14 protein-coding genes are annotated in these 15,603 nt (G+C 51.3%); 8 read left to right on the top strand and 6 right to left on the bottom strand.

The genetic code is table 11. The annotated features are described in order from the left end of the window. Positions 1-2: 2 nt before the first annotated feature. Entirely contained in the window at positions 3-551 is a 549-nt protein-coding gene (msrB, locus tag Q4E40_RS06465) for a peptide-methionine (R)-S-oxide reductase MsrB (RefSeq protein ID WP_303410831.1), read from the bottom strand. Between the two features lie 212 nt (positions 552-763). On the opposite strand from msrB, the gene typA reads away from it, so the two are divergent. The 5 genes from typA to Q4E40_RS06440 all read left to right on the top strand — a co-directional run bounded on the left by typA (position 764) and on the right by Q4E40_RS06440 (position 8,792). Then, complete coding sequence (gene typA / locus Q4E40_RS06460; RefSeq protein ID WP_303410829.1) at positions 764-2,575, top strand: translational GTPase TypA; 1,812 nt, start codon at positions 764-766, stop codon at positions 2,573-2,575. A 202-nt stretch (positions 2,576-2,777) separates the two neighbouring features. Beyond that, positions 2,778-3,647: a DUF4349 domain-containing protein gene (locus tag Q4E40_RS06455; RefSeq protein WP_303410828.1), complete on the top strand. Its 870-nt coding sequence runs from the start codon at positions 2,778-2,780 to the stop codon at positions 3,645-3,647. Positions 3,648-4,042: 395 nt separating this feature from the next. Continuing rightward, positions 4,043-5,257, top strand: a complete 1,215-nt coding sequence (locus tag Q4E40_RS06450) for an OmpA family protein (RefSeq protein ID WP_303410827.1) — start codon at positions 4,043-4,045, stop codon at positions 5,255-5,257. Positions 5,258-5,526: 269 nt separating this feature from the next. Beyond that, entirely contained in the window at positions 5,527-7,125 is a 1,599-nt protein-coding gene (locus tag Q4E40_RS06445) for a hypothetical protein (RefSeq protein ID WP_303410826.1), read from the top strand. Positions 7,126-7,163: 38 nt separating this feature from the next. Further along, the gene (locus Q4E40_RS06440; RefSeq protein ID WP_303410824.1) at positions 7,164-8,792 is read left to right on the top strand and encodes a hypothetical protein; all 1,629 of its coding nucleotides are present in this window, start codon (positions 7,164-7,166) and stop codon (positions 8,790-8,792) included. A gap of 74 nt (positions 8,793-8,866) precedes the next feature. Here Q4E40_RS06440 and Q4E40_RS06435 read toward each other — a convergent pair whose 3' ends face one another. From Q4E40_RS06435 to Q4E40_RS06415, 5 genes are all read right to left on the bottom strand, one after another. Next, on the bottom strand, positions 8,867-9,085 hold the full coding sequence (locus Q4E40_RS06435) for a hypothetical protein (RefSeq protein WP_303410823.1): 219 nt from the start codon (positions 9,083-9,085) through the stop codon (positions 8,867-8,869). Between the two features lie 96 nt (positions 9,086-9,181). After that, positions 9,182-9,934, bottom strand: a complete 753-nt coding sequence (locus Q4E40_RS06430; RefSeq protein ID WP_303410821.1) for an SDR family NAD(P)-dependent oxidoreductase — start codon at positions 9,932-9,934, stop codon at positions 9,182-9,184. A 1-nt stretch (position 9,935) separates the two neighbouring features. Beyond that, positions 9,936-10,694 carry a type IX secretion/gliding motility protein PorT/SprT gene (porT, locus tag Q4E40_RS06425; RefSeq protein WP_303410819.1) on the bottom strand — a complete coding sequence of 253 codons (759 nt, stop codon included), beginning with the start codon at positions 10,692-10,694 and terminating at the stop codon, positions 9,936-9,938. After that, entirely contained in the window at positions 10,643-11,365 is a 723-nt protein-coding gene (ubiE, locus tag Q4E40_RS06420; RefSeq protein ID WP_303410817.1) for a bifunctional demethylmenaquinone methyltransferase/2-methoxy-6-polyprenyl-1,4-benzoquinol methylase UbiE, read from the bottom strand. Before ubiE ends, porT begins: the two co-directional genes overlap by 52 nt. Positions 11,366-11,501: 136 nt before the next feature. Continuing rightward, positions 11,502-13,499, bottom strand: coding sequence for an OmpA family protein (locus Q4E40_RS06415; RefSeq protein ID WP_303410815.1), 1,998 nt, complete (start codon positions 13,497-13,499; stop codon positions 11,502-11,504). A gap of 493 nt (positions 13,500-13,992) precedes the next feature. Between Q4E40_RS06415 and yihA the strand changes: the two genes are divergently transcribed. The 3 genes from yihA (at position 13,993) to Q4E40_RS06400 (ending at position 15,585) form a co-directional block, all read left to right on the top strand. Then, the gene (yihA, locus tag Q4E40_RS06410) at positions 13,993-14,595 is read left to right on the top strand and encodes a ribosome biogenesis GTP-binding protein YihA/YsxC (protein WP_303410814.1); all 603 of its coding nucleotides are present in this window, start codon (positions 13,993-13,995) and stop codon (positions 14,593-14,595) included. A 74-nt stretch (positions 14,596-14,669) separates the two neighbouring features. Continuing rightward, positions 14,670-15,068 carry an energy transducer TonB gene (locus Q4E40_RS06405; protein ID WP_303410813.1) on the top strand — a complete coding sequence of 133 codons (399 nt, stop codon included), beginning with the start codon at positions 14,670-14,672 and terminating at the stop codon, positions 15,066-15,068. Positions 15,069-15,090: 22 nt separating this feature from the next. Then, complete coding sequence (locus tag Q4E40_RS06400) at positions 15,091-15,585, top strand: DUF5606 family protein (RefSeq protein WP_303410811.1); 495 nt, start codon at positions 15,091-15,093, stop codon at positions 15,583-15,585. The last annotated feature ends 18 nt before the right edge of the window (positions 15,586-15,603 follow it).

Raw genomic sequence — 15,603 nt, 5'->3', positions numbered from 1 at the left:
ATTTACTGACCTTTCTTGAAGTTAAGCGCCACTGAGTTCAGGCAATAGCGCAGGCCGGTGGGCTTCGGGCCGTCGTCGAACACGTGCCCCAGGTGCCCGCCACATTTGCCGCATACCACTTCGGTGCGCTCCATGCCCATGCTGCGGTCAGTCAGTTCTTTCACGTTCTTACTTGAGATCGGCTTGAAGTAACTGGGCCAGCCGGTGCCGGAATCGAATTTGGTGTCGGAGGTAAAAAGCTCGTTGCCGCAGGCAGCGCAGGTATAGACGCCCTTTTCATGATGGTCATTGTACTTGCCGCTGAAAGCAGGCTCCGTTCCCTTCTCGCGGAGCACAAAATACTGCTCCGGCGTGAGCACCCTTTTCCACTCGGCCTCGGTTTTATTGATTTCGTAAGTTGGCTTCGATTTTTGGGTGCTGCCGTTTTGGGTGGCGTCATTTTCAGTTGAAGTGAGGGAAATGCCCTCGGAATCGGTAATGGGCTGATCCTGCTGGCCGCAGGCGGGCAGGCTCAGGAGCACCAGCAAAGTATAGGCATAAAACATTTTCATACAGTTGTTTACGAAATTCCAGAGCAAATAACAGGCCCAATTGATTATTTTATACCTCATTGAACAAAGAAAGCCTGTAGAATGTTTGCTCCTTAACCTTGGCCATCGTGCTGAGAGATAAGATTTAATAATAACCTAACCTGTTTATTTCGAGCGGACTACTAAAAATACGAAGGGTTTTACATACCTTTGCACCTCGAAAAATCTATTCAATGCAAAATATTCGAAATATCGCGATTATCGCACACGTAGACCACGGCAAGACGACGCTCGTGGACAAGATCATCCACGCTTCAAAGCTATTCGCTGACCACCAGCACTTTGACGACCTTATTCTGGACAACAATGACCTGGAGCGCGAGCGCGGTATCACGATCGTTTCCAAGAACGTATCAGTTCGTTACAAAGGCTTTAAGATCAACGTAATCGACACACCTGGTCACGCCGACTTCGGTGGCGAGGTAGAGCGCGTTCTGAAAATGGCCGACGGTGTACTTCTGTTGGTAGATGCCTTTGAAGGTGCCATGCCACAGACACGTTTCGTATTGGGCAAAGCCATTCAGCTGGGCCTGAAGCCGATCGTAGTAGTGAACAAAGTAGACAAAGAGAACTGCCGTCCTGATGAAGTGCACGAGCAGGTGTTCGACCTGATGTTCAACCTCGAGGCATCTGAAGACCAGCTGGACTTCACCACGCTGTACGGTTCTTCGAAGCAGGGCTGGATGAGCACCGACTGGACACAGCCAACAACCGACATCACGCCGCTTCTGGATGCTATCATTGATGTGATTCCTGCTGCGCCTTACCGTGAAGGTTCGCCGCAAATGCAGATCACCTCGCTTGACTACTCTTCTTTCGTAGGTCGTATCGCTATCGGTCGTGTGCACCGTGGTACCCTGAAGGAAGGTATGCCGATCAGCTTGATGAAAGCGGATGGCTCTATCAAGAAAGGCCGTATCAAGGAGCTTCAGGTATTTGAAGGCCTGGGCAGAAAATCAGTGCAGGAAGTATCTGCCGGCGAAATCTGCGCTGTGACAGGTATAGAAGGCTTCGACATTGGCGACACCATTGCTGATGCGGAGAACCCGGAGGCACTGCCACGTATCTCGATTGACGAACCAACCATGAACATGCTCTTCACGATCAACAACTCTCCTTTCTTCGGCAAAGAGGGCAAGTTCGTGACATCGCGCCACCTGCGTGACCGCCTGTTCAAAGAAACTGAGAAAAACCTGGCCTTGCGCGTACAGGAAACCGACCGTGAGGACTCTTTCCTGGTATTTGGTCGCGGTATTCTGCACTTGTCAGTTCTGATCGAGACGATGCGTCGCGAAGGTTACGAACTGCAGGTAGGTCAGCCACAGGTAATCTATAAAGAAATTGACGGCGTACGCCACGAGCCAATCGAGCACCTGGTAGTAGACGTTCCGGAAGAAACTGCCGGTAAGGTAATCGAACTGGTGTCGATGCGTAAAGGTGAACTGACCATTATGGAGCCAAAGGGCGACCTGCAGCACCTGGAGTTTACAATTCCAGCGCGTGGTCTGATCGGTCTGCGTAATAACGTACTGACAGCCACTGCAGGTGAGGCCATCATGAACCACCGCTTCCAGGCGTACGAGCCGCACAAAGGCCCTATACCTGGCCGTAACAACGGTTCTATCATTTCGATGGAAACAGGCCCGGGCACAGCTTACTCGATTGACAAGCTGCAGGACAGAGGCACGTTCTTCGTTGATCCGGGTGTAGACGTATACATGGGTCAGGTAATTGGCGAGCACAACCGCCAGAACGACATCACGGTAAACATCCAGAAGGGTAAGAAGCTGACCAACATGCGTGCTTCCGGCTCTGACGACAACACCAAGATCGCTCCGGCCAAGAACTTCTCGCTGGAAGAAGCCATGGAATACATCCAGAAGGATGAGTACCTGGAAGTGACGCCAAAAAGCCTGCGCATGCGTAAGATCTACCTCGACGAGAACGAGCGTAACCGCATGAGCAAAAAAGAAGAAGTAGCGTAGGTATAGCCTCCTCTAAATAAGAAAGCCCCGACCTGTATACCTGGTCGGGGCTTTTTGTTTTGGAGAATTTGTGAACGCACGCCCTTATACCTATCTGAGACTTAGAAAACGCGACCTGAAACAATTCCTCAGCAGTTCGTGTGGAATTTCAGGGCCACCTGCATCTTTAAGCTGTCATATGTTCACACCCTAAAAACACGTTATGTCCCGACAGCCCTTCTTTGAAACCGGTTTGCATCTTGCCTTCCGGCACCTTTCCAAACTGGCAACCAGCCGCATGAAACCCGCCTTGCCAGCCATTGCCGGGATGACGGCAATCTTGCTACTACTTGCCATCACCGGATGCCAGTCACAAGACGAGCGACCTGCGTACGAAGTCGCTGAGTCAATGATGGCACCTCCGCCACCCGAAGCACCTCCCATGGAGCTGCAGCGCAAGCTGATAAAAGAGGGACAGGTAGAATACGAGACTGACCAGATCGATGCAACACGCCAGAAAGTATTCGCCGCGGTGGAAAAATATAAAGGGTATGTTTCTTCTGACCAGGAGTATAAAGCTTCGGGAAGGACCAGCAACACCCTGGTCATCAGAGTGCCTGCCGACAGTTTTGACAACCTGCTGCGGGAAGCTACTACGGGCGTGAAGAGGTTTGATGCCCGGGAAATAAATGTGAAGGACGTCACAGAAGAATTCCTCGACATACAAGCCCGCCTTAAAACCAAGAAAGAACTCGAAGCCAGATTTCTGGAGTTGCTAAAGAAAGCGAATACGGTAACGGAGGTACTGGAGATCGAAAAGCAAATCGCCGCCCTGCGCTCCGATATCGAATCGATTGAAGGAAGGCTGAAATACCTGGAAAACCAGGTGTCTCTCTCCACCCTGACCATGACATTTTATGAGAGCACCCCGGTCCATACCGAGTTTTCGAAGGAGTTCAAGGACGGCTTCCGGAAGGGCTGGGACAACCTGATCTGGTTCTTCGTGTTTCTGACCAACATCTGGCCATTTGTACTCCTTGGACTCCTGTTGTTGATCGGCCTGAATGCCTATCAGAAGCGAAAGGGAAAATAGCGTCGCTTGCTGTGCTTGAAAACTATTCTGTCGAAACACACTCCCAACCTTTGCTCGTCGAGCTAACCTGTTTCCATGTATAACTGACGCGGTATAATTTCAGGTATAGGCAGTTACTGCCCAAACCCAAACCTAGCAGCCAGGAATTGTACCGGACCTAGGTATAAACACGATATATAAGTATTTCAAAGGTAACGGAAAGGCTGCACTGCCACGGACATGCAGGATCTTCAAGAAGCAAACTAAAGCCTCGGCTGTCTCAGGATGCCTGCTTTTCGTCCATCGGTAGCGTATGTTCACTCTAAAAATATAAACACATACCATTTATAGAACTATACACATTTAAAGTATAATTATTAGCTATACCTTTCTCATAGTACCAAACTGATTGTATTATGAGAACACATGCTTTTTTGACCGGACTTCTTGCACTGGTTTTCCTATGTTTTACACCAGCCGCAGCCCAATTCAATGTGGGGAAAAACCTCAAAAATAAGATCAACTCTAAGATTAACCAGAAAGTGGAACAGCAGGTTGACAAGTCCATAGACGAAACGCTGGAAGGTAAAAAGGAAGCTCCGGCAGAAAAAAGCGATGGCAAGCACAGCGCTGCCAAGGCGAGCGGGTCAGGCCCAGAGGAAGTGAAAATGAAGGCCTGGAGCAAGTACGACTTCGTGCCAGGCGACAAGGTGCTGTTTGCTGATAACCTAGCCGGCGAAGAAAATGGCGAGTTCCCCTCACGCTGGGACCTGAACAAGGGCAATGCCGAAGTGGCCGATTTTGGCGGCGAACCTGTCATCAACCTGGTCGCTACGGGCACGACCATCAAACCGCTCATGAAGCGTGAAAACTGGCTCCCCGAAACGTTTACCATCGAGATGGACCTCTACTTTGACAGCGACAACCCCAACGTGGCCTATGACATTTTCCTGGTAGATGACCTGAACAATTACCAGGAGGCCACCCACGGACACTTCTGGGATCCGATCGATGTGCGGGCCAACAGCGTCCGGTTCAAAACTTATGGCTCTGAGTCGGAGGAGCTCCAGGCGAAAGGCGTAAACAACCAGTGGCGCCACCTGTCCATCGCTTTCAACAAGCGCAGCATGAAGGTATACCTGGACGAAGAGCGCCTGATCAACATCCCCAATGTTACGGGTACGCCAACCGGCCTGCGTATAGAGGTAGACAAACGCATTGATGCCAACACGATGGTGAAGAATGTGCTGATTGCGGAAGGCGGCAAAAAGCTCTACGACCAGATGGCAGCCGACGGCAAAATAGTGACCTATGGCATTAAGTTCGATGTCAACAAAGCAGATATACGTCCGGAGTCGGCGGGCACGCTCAGCAGCATCGCCAAACTCATGGAGGAACAGCCTGCCCTTAAGTTCAGCGTGGAAGGCCATACCGACAGCGACGGGGATGACAACGCCAACATGAAACTCAGTCAGCAGCGGGCAGAGTCTGTCAAAGCATACCTGATCGGGCAGGGCATCGCAGCTGAGCGGTTAGAGGCCAAAGGATGGGGCGAATCCAAGCCCATTGACAAGAACGCTACGGCCGAAGCCAAGTCGAACAACAGGCGGGTGGAGTTCGTGAAAAAATAGAACAACAGGTATAAGCGCTTTTACCAGGGGGCAGCCGCAGCATTCGGCTGCCCCCTGGTATTTTTACAATAGTGCGTTTGAGAGCATTTATTTCCTACACCAGGTATAGCGCCACCCTACACGCTTAGCTCATGCTTTATTTTAATTTGCCTCTGCTTTGCGCTGCTCCAGGCGCCCTGCAACCAAAATAACGTCTATACAACAGCTCGTCTGTAAACATTAGCGCTGATTTACGTTAGATAGGCAGATAAAAATATAACACACTCTGCATGAAAAGCTACCACCTGCACGCCCTCTCACTCGCGTGCATCATCCTTTTTTCTTCGGGTTGCGCCCGCAAGAATTTCTTCGCCAAAACCCCTGTCGTTGACCAGGAGCGCTATCAACAGCTTAAAGATGCCTCGCCTGCTGATGTGGACAGTGTAACTGTCATGGCTGGCAAGCATTATGAACGAAACGGATTCCATAATTTCTTCTGGGGCGAACACTACCGCGACGTATGGGCCACGCCAGTCACCGTGGGTGTATTCGACATGAAGCAGGCCAAGGGTGGCTTGTCGGTTGAGAAGCTTGGAGGAGGTATGCAAACCACTAGTCTCACTTTGATCGATGATAATGGCTTTACCTACGCACTCCGCTCCCTGGACAAAGACCCGGCCGGTATATTGCCCAAGTTCTGGCGCAACACCTTTGTGGCGAATGTACTCCGCGACCAGACCTCGGCCATCAATCCGTATGCCGCCTTTGTGCTGCCTACTATGGCTGAAGCGGCAGGTATACCCCACTCAAAACCAGAGTTAGTCTATGTGCTTCCTTCCGACACCACCTTCGGTGAGTACAGCGACAAGTTTCAGGACCGCGTGTTCATGATCGAGGAGAAGTACAACGACGACCGCACCCTCACGCCCATGCTCGGCAACGCCGTGGATATTGCCAGTTCCAAGAAGATGCTCAAGAAACGGTTTGGCGACGATGACCACTTTATCGACCAGCGCGAGTTTGCCCGTGCCCGCCTCTTTGATCTGCTCATCAACGACTGGGACCGTCACGAAGGCCAGTGGGAATGGGCCGTGTACGACGATGGCAACAATAAAACTTACCGCGCTATACCTAAAGACCGTGACAACGCCTTCTATAAGTTTGACGATGGCATTATTCCCTGGCTCTTCAGCCGCAAGTGGGCCATCCGGAAGTTCGAAACCTTCGGCCCCAGGTATAAGGATGTGTATGCCCTGATGATGAACGCCAGCTTTATTGACAACCGCGCCCTGACTGAGCTAACCGCTGAGGATTACCAGCAGCTTGCAACCGAACTGCAGGCATCCCTGACAGACGATGTCATTGAACGGGCCATCCGACAGTTTCCGCCCAAGGTATACGACCGGTTAGGTGAGCAAACCATACGTAACCTGAAAAGCCGTCGCGACTTGCTACCACAGGCTGCTCAGGAGTTTTACCTGCACCTGGCCAAAAACCCACTGGTGATCGGGACTGATCAGGAAGAGCGGTTTGAAGTTGAGCGCCTGAACGACGAGGAAACAGCGGTGAAAGTAATCCGACTGTCTGACGACAAACAGGTATACCACCGGGTGTTCAAACGCAGCGAAACCAAGCAGATCACCCTGCACGGCCTGGCTGAGGACGATGAATTTGAAGTGAAGGGTGATGTAAACAAAGGTATACGCGTCGTGATTGTGGGTGGCCGCGGAGAAGACGAGATCAAGGACAAATCGAACGTGAAAAGCTGGCGACGCAAAACCATTGTGTATGACACAAAGCGGGGCACCGAAATTGAATTTGGGCCCGAAACCGTCGATAAAACCACCAGCGACGTTAGAGTACACGCCTTTGACAGGGAGGGCCACTAACCAGCCCCACCACAAAGCACCAACCGACACCCCGTACCATGCACCCTAAACGCTATCACCTTTCTACCGCCCTTTCCTGTTTGCTGGGTCTGTTTTCGGCAGGCTGCATCGGCAACAAATACACGCACAGCCTACAGCAGGTGCCCCCTCCTGCCGAGTCTGCCGCCGTTCTGCCTGCTTACGCCGACAGCACCATCACGGTGGCTGTCGGGAAGCACTACGGCCGCGGCGGGCTGCACACGTTCTTCTACGGCAAGCACTACCGCCCCGCCTGGACTACGCCAGTCGAATTCAGGGTACTGGACCTCGGCACTGATAAAGGTGGCCTGAAGCCCACACAGCAAGGCGGCAGCAGGCAAACCCGGAACCTGCGCCTGGAAGACGCTGACGGTAAAGAGTACGTGCTGCGCTCGGTCGATAAAGATCCTGCCACCGCACTTCCTGAAAAGTGGCAGAAAAGCTATGCTGCTAACATCATCCGCGATGCGACTTCAGCCACGCACCCTTATGCAGCGCTGGTATTGCCTCCCATGGCCGAAGCCGTCGGGATACACCACACCAAGCCGGAGCTCGTCTATATACCGCACGACCCGCGCCTGGGCGAGTACCTGGAAGATTTCGGCGGCATGGTCGCGCTGATGGAGATCAGGCCAAACGATAACCTGTCCGACGAACCGGGGATGGGGAATTCTGAGAACATCAAAAGCACCCGGGCTATGCTCAAGGATCGCTTCTTTGAGAACAACAGCCGCGTGGATGCCCGATACTACCTGCGGGCACGCCTATTCGACATGCTGATCGGTGACTGGAGCCGGCATGAAGACAACTGGCGCTGGGCGCAGTATAAACACGACGGCGTAAAGGTATACCAGGCCGTGCCCCGCGACCGTGACAATGTATTTTACAAGCTCAATGATGCGATCATTCCCTGGCTCTTTATGCGCACGGGCCTGAAAAAGCACTTTCAGACTTATAGCGATAACCTATCGAACCTCGATGACCTGAACAGAAGCGGCCGCAACCTGGACGAGACCATTCTCGCCAGCCTCTCTTACCAGGACTGGATGGAGGTGGCAGACAGCGTAAGCACCGCCCTTACAGACGAGGTGATTGAGCAGTCGTTCCGGCAAATGCCCGGCAACATTTACCAACTCACGGCTTCTCCCATCATGACCCAGCTGCAGTCCCGCCGCGACAGGCTGGGCAAGTCCATCCGTAAGTATTACAAGGATTTAATGCGGGAGGCGCTTGTGGTAGGGTCTGATAAGCATGAAAGATTTGAAGTGGAAGTGCTGTCCGCCAACGAGGTGCGGGTACAGGTATACAAGATCAACAAAGAGGGTGAAGAAAAAAGACAACTCTTTGACCGGGTGTTCCAGGCCACTGACACAAAGGAGATACACCTGTATGGCCTCAACGGAGATGATGAATTTATAATAAAGGGGGAAAGCCGGCCAAAGATCAAAATCAAGGTATGGGGAGGCGCTGGTGAGGACAGCTATACTGTGAAGGGCCCCAAGTCTATGGCCCGGAGCATCTGGATAGAAGACACGGAATACCGTAACTCCTACGAGCTGAGTCCGGGCACCCGCCAAAAGATAGAACAAAACCCACAGGCCAACCAGTTCGACGCAGAAGGCTGGCTGCTGCGCTACTACCTGGATTAGAAAAAATAACCAGCACAAAAAAGAGGGAGCCGACTATTGAAGCCGGCTCCCTCTTTTTTTATCTGATTGACAGACTACTTCTTCTTGCCTTGGTCATTCGAGTCTTTTGCGTTCCACGAGCCCTGTCCCTGCTGTTGGCTGGCAGAGGCTTTTGTGCCGTCCTTACCTAGATCCGTAGCGCCTTTGTGGTTCGCCTCGTTCGAATGATTTTTAGGCATCGGCTGTGAGCTTGCGCCTTTTTCTGGTTTTTGTCTGTTCTTATTCTCCTCTGAATTATTCTTGTTCGTAGCCATATCTCTTCTGTTTTCTTCAACTCAAGTCCGCAACTCTTACGGACATTTCCCTTGTAGGTACGGTCGGCCGCAAGGGTGGGTTGTCGGGGGAAAAGGCTAGGGCTGTTTGTTCAGCACGGTGGCGGATGCCTGCGCAGCTGGCAGAATCATCACTTCCGCGATGTTGACGTGGGCAGGACGTGTAACCATAAAGGAGATCAGATCGGCAATGTCCTCTGCGCGTAACGGTTCGTAGCCCTGGTATACGCCAGCGGCTCGTTCCTTGTCGCCCTTAAAGCGAACCTCCGAGAACTCTGTCTCCACCAGGCCAGGGTTCACTTCCGATACTTTTATACCTTCCTGCACCAGGTCAATGCGCATACCTTTGGAGAGGGCATCTACCGCAAACTTCGAGGCGCAGTACACGTTGCCATTGGCGTAAACCTCTTTCCCAGCAATGGAGCCGATGTTGATGATGTGACCCTGCTTGCGGGCAAGCATCAGCGTAAGCACCGCATGTGTCACGTAGAGCAGTCCCTTTACATTGATATCAAGCATGGCATCCCAGTCGCTGAGGCTACCGCTTTGCACCGGCGCCAGGCCATGGGCATTGCCGGCATTGTTCACCAGCACGTCTATGCCTTTCCAGTCATCCGGCAAGCTGCTAATGGCCTGCTGCACGGCCTCGCGGTCGCGCACATCAAATTGAAGGGTGTGTACAGGTACCTCCGTGATCTGCTGTTGCAGCTCCTGCAGACGCTCAGCTCTGCGACCAGCGGCTATGATATGATAGCCCGCTTTGGCCAAGGCAAACGCCGTGGCGCGGCCTATACCTGACGTAGCTCCTGTTACAAGTGCGATGCGTGCCATTTTATTCGAAGTGGAAGATTAACGATAGGTTACGAGTGGTCATTTTATCGATCAAATGATTGTACTCTCCTCCTGCATCGCTTTTCTGATTCATAAGCCCGTGGGAGAAGCGCAACTCCGGTGCAAACTTAAAGTACGGGTAGAAAATATCCAGCCCCACGCCGTACTCTATTGACAGGTCATTGCGATTTATATGCAACAGGTCGCGGTTCTGTGTATGCTTGGTATTGCCCAGCACCCGGCTTGCCTTCACACCGCCCACCATGTACATTCTGAAGTTGCCGCGGCGCTTCGCTCTATACTTGAGTAGCACGGGCAATTCAATCACTGGTGAGGCAAAGGTCGTGTTATCGAAGCTACCGCCTTCCTCGTCAGGCACACCCCCTCTTTCAAAATCGATGCTACGTCCATAAAAGCCTACACCGGGAACAAAACGAGCATCCAAATAATCGAATAATCGCACGTTCAATACCAGTCCGGGATAGAAGCCCAGGCTGTTCATGGTGTTTACCTGCGTGCCAGTGGCTGCCTGATCCGCATAAGCCTGTGAGTGCTCAATGTAATACTTCGAGTAAGACATGCCCAGGTAAAAGCCGTAGTGAATGCGCTTTTCATCATAGCCGGGCTTATTCTCGCCTCTCACTTTCTGTGTCTGGGCCTGCACTTGGGTAGCACTAGCCAGTAAAATCAGGAAAAGTACCGCAAAGCTTATTTTTTGCCGGTGTAGATGGAGCTGATGCCAAATGTGAGTGAATGCCATTTTGTTTGTTTAAAGCCAACTTCTTCAAAGATGTTCAGGAATTCCTTGCCGTCCGGGAAGGCCTGCACCGACTCGGGCAGGTAGGTATAGGCGGCACGGTCCTTAGAAACGAATTTACCTACCATCGGTAGTATATTCTTAAAATAAAATTGATACATCTGCTTCATTGGGAAGCTTTGCGGCTTGGAGAACTCCAGCACCACAACCGTACCGCCCGGCTTGAGCACTCGTCGCATCTCAGACAAGCCCTGCTTCAGGTTTTCGAAGTTACGCACCCCAAAGGCCACTGTGATCGCATCAAAGCTATTGTCCTCAAAAGGCAGGTTCTCGGAATCACCGTACTTCAGCTCAATCTTATGGGTCAGCCCTTTGCGCTTCAGCTTTTCACGCCCCACGGCCAGCATACCTTCCGAAATGTCAACGCCTGTGATTTTGTCAGGGTTGAGGCTGAGCGCCTCGATCGCAAAGTCAGCTGTGCCGGTGGCAATATCCAGCATTTGCTTCGGTTTTTCGGCCTTGAGCAGGCTCACTGCCTTCTTGCGCCAAATGATGTCGATGCCGGCACTCAGGAAGTGGTTCAGAAAATCGTATTTGCCCGCAATGTTGTCGAACATCTGCGCAACCTGCGATTTCTTGTCGTTATTCTGGTCTTTGTAGGGTACTACCGCCATGGGTTATGCTTATGTAATAAAAGAACAAAAATACTCTAACTGTAGCTATTATGCACAGTATGTGTTCCAATATTATAAAAAAACAGGCTGAGCGAATGCCCAGCCTGTTTTTATTGATTCAATGTGATCAGGCAACTTAGTTTACAGGCACTTCCTGCTGCGTGTCCTGACGCTGAATGATTTTGAACTCTGTTCTTCTGTTCAGCTGCATATTAGCGGCAGAATTATTAGCAGCAACCGGACGACGTTCGCCATAGCTTACCGTCACGAGTCTGCGTGCAGAGATGCCCTGCTGCACCAGGTAATCGTAGGCAGCGTTAGCACGGTTCTCACCAAGTGTCATGTTGTATTGCTCGGTGGCGCGTGCGTCCGTATGACCTTCGATGCTTACGTTCACGTTAGGGTTGTCTTTCATGAAGGCTGCAACAGCATCCAGCTCACGAATTGACTCAGCACGCAGTTCGTACTTGTCGGTATCGTAGTAGATGTTTTTGAACTCCATAGAAGCGATGGCGTCTTTACCGGCCAGAGCAGGAGCACCTGGGCTTACACGTGTAGAGTCACCGAAGTCGATGTAGAAGTTCTGCTCGATGCTAGCCGTGTCGTTCAGCACCATTGGCATCTCGAAAGATTCCGTTGTCAGCACCTGACCATCTTTCGTGATCTCCACCTGGTAGGTACGGCCAGAGAGGATACGCAGGTCGTATGAACCGTCTTCCTGCTTTGTCACATCACGGTAAGAGATCGGACGCTTGTCAGCCTGCTGTCCGTTGAACACAAGCTCCAGGCCAGGTATAGCCAGGCTGTCGTTCGTCGCAAACACACGGCCAGTCACGCGGGCGGCACGGATGTAGTTGATGGTGTAGATGTCTTTCTCGCCGTAACCACCGATGCGGTAAGAAGACAGGTAAGCATAGCTTCCGTCCGGGCTCAGGCGATAGTAGGTGTCGTCGTCTGGCGTGTTAACCGGATAGCCCAGGTTCTCAGGACGGGCGAATCGCTTGGCCACTGAGTCGTATTTGGCTACGAAGATGTCATAGCCACCCATGGTGTTGTGTCCGCGTGAGGCAAAGAAGATCGAACCGTCAGAAGCCATGTATGGGCTATCGTCGTCGAACTTGGTGTTGATGGCGGCACCTACGTTGCGTGGTTTGCCCCACTCACCGTTGCGCTGACGCTGCGATACGTAAATATCCAGGTCACCGTCTTCAGAGTAGTGGCTGGTTGAGAAATAAAGGCGCTGGTTGTCCGGCGTGATAAAGGCATCAGACTCGAAATCAGCGGTGTTGATGTTGGTACCGATGCTCTTGGCATCACCCCACGAACCGTCAGCCTGACGCTCGGCGTACATGATGTCACCGTTGTTTACAGAGCGGTACAGCAGCATTTTGGTATCGTTGTCAAACAGTTGGATAGACGCGTCGTGGCCTGAGCTTTTCAGGTTACCGGCAATAGAGCGCGGCTGCTCCCACTCGTCGCCTTGGATACGGCGTGTTTCGTAGATATCCTCGTAATATTCACCGTCAGCGGCTTTGGCACTGTTCTGGTTGTTACCGGCGCTACGCGAAGTGAACAGCAGGTAGTTGTCGTCTGAAGAAATCACCGGGCTGTGCTCGGAGTACTCTGTGTTCACCACATCACCCAGGTTTTTCACGAAAATGTCCTTCGGGTTGGCCACTTCCTTCTGCGCGTTGCGGCTGTGCTGGATCAGCATGGCTACCTCTTCGCGTCTCCAGTCGTCACGCTTGCGAACATTCGGAATGTAAGCCTGGTAGTGCTTAATGGCATCGTCGAAACGGTAGTTGATGTGATTGATGCGGCCCAGCCAGTACTCAATATCACGATCTACATTAGGCTTAACAGACTGTGCCTTGTTGATGTACTCTGCAGCTTTCTCCTTATCGAAAGTCATGTAGCTGATACCCGCAAAGTAAAGGGCTTCAGCATTGTTTGGGTCGTTGGCCAGCACTTGCTCATAATAAGGCAAGGCAGCGCGGTAGTTTTCACGGTCAAAAAATTTGTTTCCAGTCCGTACCAGCTTTCTGTTACTCTGTGCATCTACCGTGTAGGCACTTATACAGGTAACCGCCAGTGCTAAGGAAAGCCGTGAAAATAATTTGGCTAAATTATTCATGCTGTAAAGGGTTTTTTTATACTTATTGTTTGTATGGAAATATGTGTTAATCTCTTGAAGAACGCGACAAAGGCCTACCTACCTATTTGATCCGGTATTCCGGCGGCTTTCCTACTGTGTTATTTCATTCCTTCCCCACATCCAACAACATCCCCCTTACGCTACCAGCGCCATAATAGATTCACGAATATCTATTTTTATATACTAACGCAGTAACCCAAATCAAGATCAGAGAGCAAATATATTAAAATATACATATAAACTATATAGGTTTCAGGATTATTTAGCAAAACGTATTCCGGCTTTTACCAATCTGACCCCGGCAACCCTGCCTCACCCGGCCTCTTGCCTAATCAGAACATATTAACTAAAATAATAGTAATTTTGAAGAATCTGCCACGTGCCTTCCATCTCAGGCAAGGTGCGCGTCGTAAATTTTAATTGCCACAGCAGCAGGTCAACTACTGGCCCGGTGGCTTAAGCTAGCAACAGCATGGTTATCAAAGAAGCAAAATTCTTAATAAGTAATACACGGGTCGACTTATGCCCCGAACCCAACAAACCGGAGTACGCCTTTATCGGCCGCTCCAATGTAGGCAAGTCCTCGCTCATCAACATGATCACGGAGCAGAAAGGACTGGCAAAAACCTCCCAGTCTCCGGGCAAAACCCAGCTCATCAACCATTTCCTGATCAACGACAAGTGGTACCTCGTCGACTTACCGGGATACGGATACGCCAAGGTGAGCCGGGAATCGCGGGAGCAGTGGCGCAAGATGATCAACTACTACCTGCAGAAGCGTGAAAACCTGTCCTGCGTGTTTGTCCTCATCGATTCCAGGCACGAGCCGATGAAGGTCGACCTCGACTTTATACACTATCTGGGCAACCTGGGCGTTCCTTTTGTGATCGTGTTCACCAAAACCGACAAGCAGTCGGCTACCAAGACCGACTCAACCATAGCCACCTATGCCCGTAAGATGCAGGAAACCTGGGACGAACTTCCCCGCATGTTCAAAACCTCAGCTGTAGACAAAGCCGGGCGCGACGAGATCCTCAACTTTATAGACGAGGTAAACGCGCAGGTGCAGTCCTAAACGGCACAGGGTTTGCGGTTTAGGGAGAAGGTATACCCGGTGTGCACCAACTTAAACTTAAATTGTTTACCCTTATGAAAAGTAAAATCTCAATTTTGTTTCTTTTATTTGCCTTTGTGAGCTTTGCCGCCTCTGCACAGTCAGCTGATACGGCTAAGGAGAAAGAGGTATGGATACCGTCGAAGTCTATTGCGGTAGCGGAGTACTACAAAGGCGGCCAGGAGGCCATGTACCAGTTTATCGACAAGCAGATAAAGTATCCGGCGCTGGCACGCAAAAACCGTGTGCAGGGCGAGTGTATCATCAGCTTCACGCTGAATGAAGATGGCTCTACTTCGGGCTTCAAAGTGCTGAAAAACGCGGGCGCTGGCACCGGAGAGGAGGCTATGCGGATTGCTAAATTGCTGAAATTCAAAGCACCCGGGCCTGGCTTCGGCATGGTGGCCAGCGTGCCCATAATGTTCAAACTATAACCAACAGATTTTATACCTGATTATGCCTATTGATTTAAGACAAGTTTCAGCCATTGCCGGCATGAGCGGACTTTACCGCATCGTAAAGCCTACACGCAATGGCGTAATTGTGGAGAGCCTTTCTGACAACCCTACCCGCATGGTGGCCCAGGCGCGCCACCGCATGTCGCTGCTGGACGAGATTTCGATCTATACCAACGACGAGGAGGCAACCGTGCCACTGGCCGATGTGATGGACCGCATCCACCAGAAATACAACGGTGAGCTGCCTTTCGGTGAGAAGCCTTCTGACGATGAGCTGAAAAACTTCATGTCGGACGTACTGCCTGACTATGACGAAGACCGCGTGTATATTTCTGATATGCGAAAACTGGCCACCTGGTACGGCATCGTGAACAAGCACGTTGGCTTTACAGCAGCTGAAGAAGAAGCCGCCGAAACTACCTCAGAAGACGAGAAAGCTGCGGAAGGCAAAGAAGAAAAGGCTGAGTCAAAGGCAAAGAAAGCCAAAAAATAAGAACCTGCCCCATAGAAA

The sequence above is a fragment of the Pontibacter coccineus genome (assembly GCF_030546575.1).
GTDB classification, from domain to species: domain Bacteria; phylum Bacteroidota; class Bacteroidia; order Cytophagales; family Hymenobacteraceae; genus Pontibacter; species Pontibacter coccineus.
The sequence above is the reverse complement of the archived record's forward strand: the minus strand, read 5'-3'. Positions and strand labels throughout refer to the sequence as shown.

What these genes read in the sequence shown, in the direction of transcription:
- msrB (WP_303410831.1), bottom strand. Translation starts at nt 551, where the DNA reads ATGAAAATGTTTTATGCCTATACTTTGCTGGTGCTCCTGAGCCTGCCC.
- typA (WP_303410829.1), top strand. Translation starts at nt 764, where the DNA reads ATGCAAAATATTCGAAATATCGCGATTATCGCACACGTAGACCACGGC.
- Q4E40_RS06455 (WP_303410828.1), top strand. Translation starts at nt 2,778, where the DNA reads ATGTCCCGACAGCCCTTCTTTGAAACCGGTTTGCATCTTGCCTTCCGG.
- Q4E40_RS06450 (WP_303410827.1), top strand. Translation starts at nt 4,043, where the DNA reads ATGAGAACACATGCTTTTTTGACCGGACTTCTTGCACTGGTTTTCCTA.
- Q4E40_RS06445 (WP_303410826.1), top strand. Translation starts at nt 5,527, where the DNA reads ATGAAAAGCTACCACCTGCACGCCCTCTCACTCGCGTGCATCATCCTT.
- Q4E40_RS06440 (WP_303410824.1), top strand. Translation starts at nt 7,164, where the DNA reads ATGCACCCTAAACGCTATCACCTTTCTACCGCCCTTTCCTGTTTGCTG.
- Q4E40_RS06435 (WP_303410823.1), bottom strand. Translation starts at nt 9,085, where the DNA reads ATGGCTACGAACAAGAATAATTCAGAGGAGAATAAGAACAGACAAAAA.
- Q4E40_RS06430 (WP_303410821.1), bottom strand. Translation starts at nt 9,934, where the DNA reads ATGGCACGCATCGCACTTGTAACAGGAGCTACGTCAGGTATAGGCCGC.
- porT (WP_303410819.1), bottom strand. Translation starts at nt 10,694, where the DNA reads ATGGCATTCACTCACATTTGGCATCAGCTCCATCTACACCGGCAAAAA.
- ubiE (WP_303410817.1), bottom strand. Translation starts at nt 11,365, where the DNA reads ATGGCGGTAGTACCCTACAAAGACCAGAATAACGACAAGAAATCGCAG.
- Q4E40_RS06415 (WP_303410815.1), bottom strand. Translation starts at nt 13,499, where the DNA reads ATGAATAATTTAGCCAAATTATTTTCACGGCTTTCCTTAGCACTGGCG.
- yihA (WP_303410814.1), top strand. Translation starts at nt 13,993, where the DNA reads ATGGTTATCAAAGAAGCAAAATTCTTAATAAGTAATACACGGGTCGAC.
- Q4E40_RS06405 (WP_303410813.1), top strand. Translation starts at nt 14,670, where the DNA reads ATGAAAAGTAAAATCTCAATTTTGTTTCTTTTATTTGCCTTTGTGAGC.
- Q4E40_RS06400 (WP_303410811.1), top strand. Translation starts at nt 15,091, where the DNA reads ATGCCTATTGATTTAAGACAAGTTTCAGCCATTGCCGGCATGAGCGGA.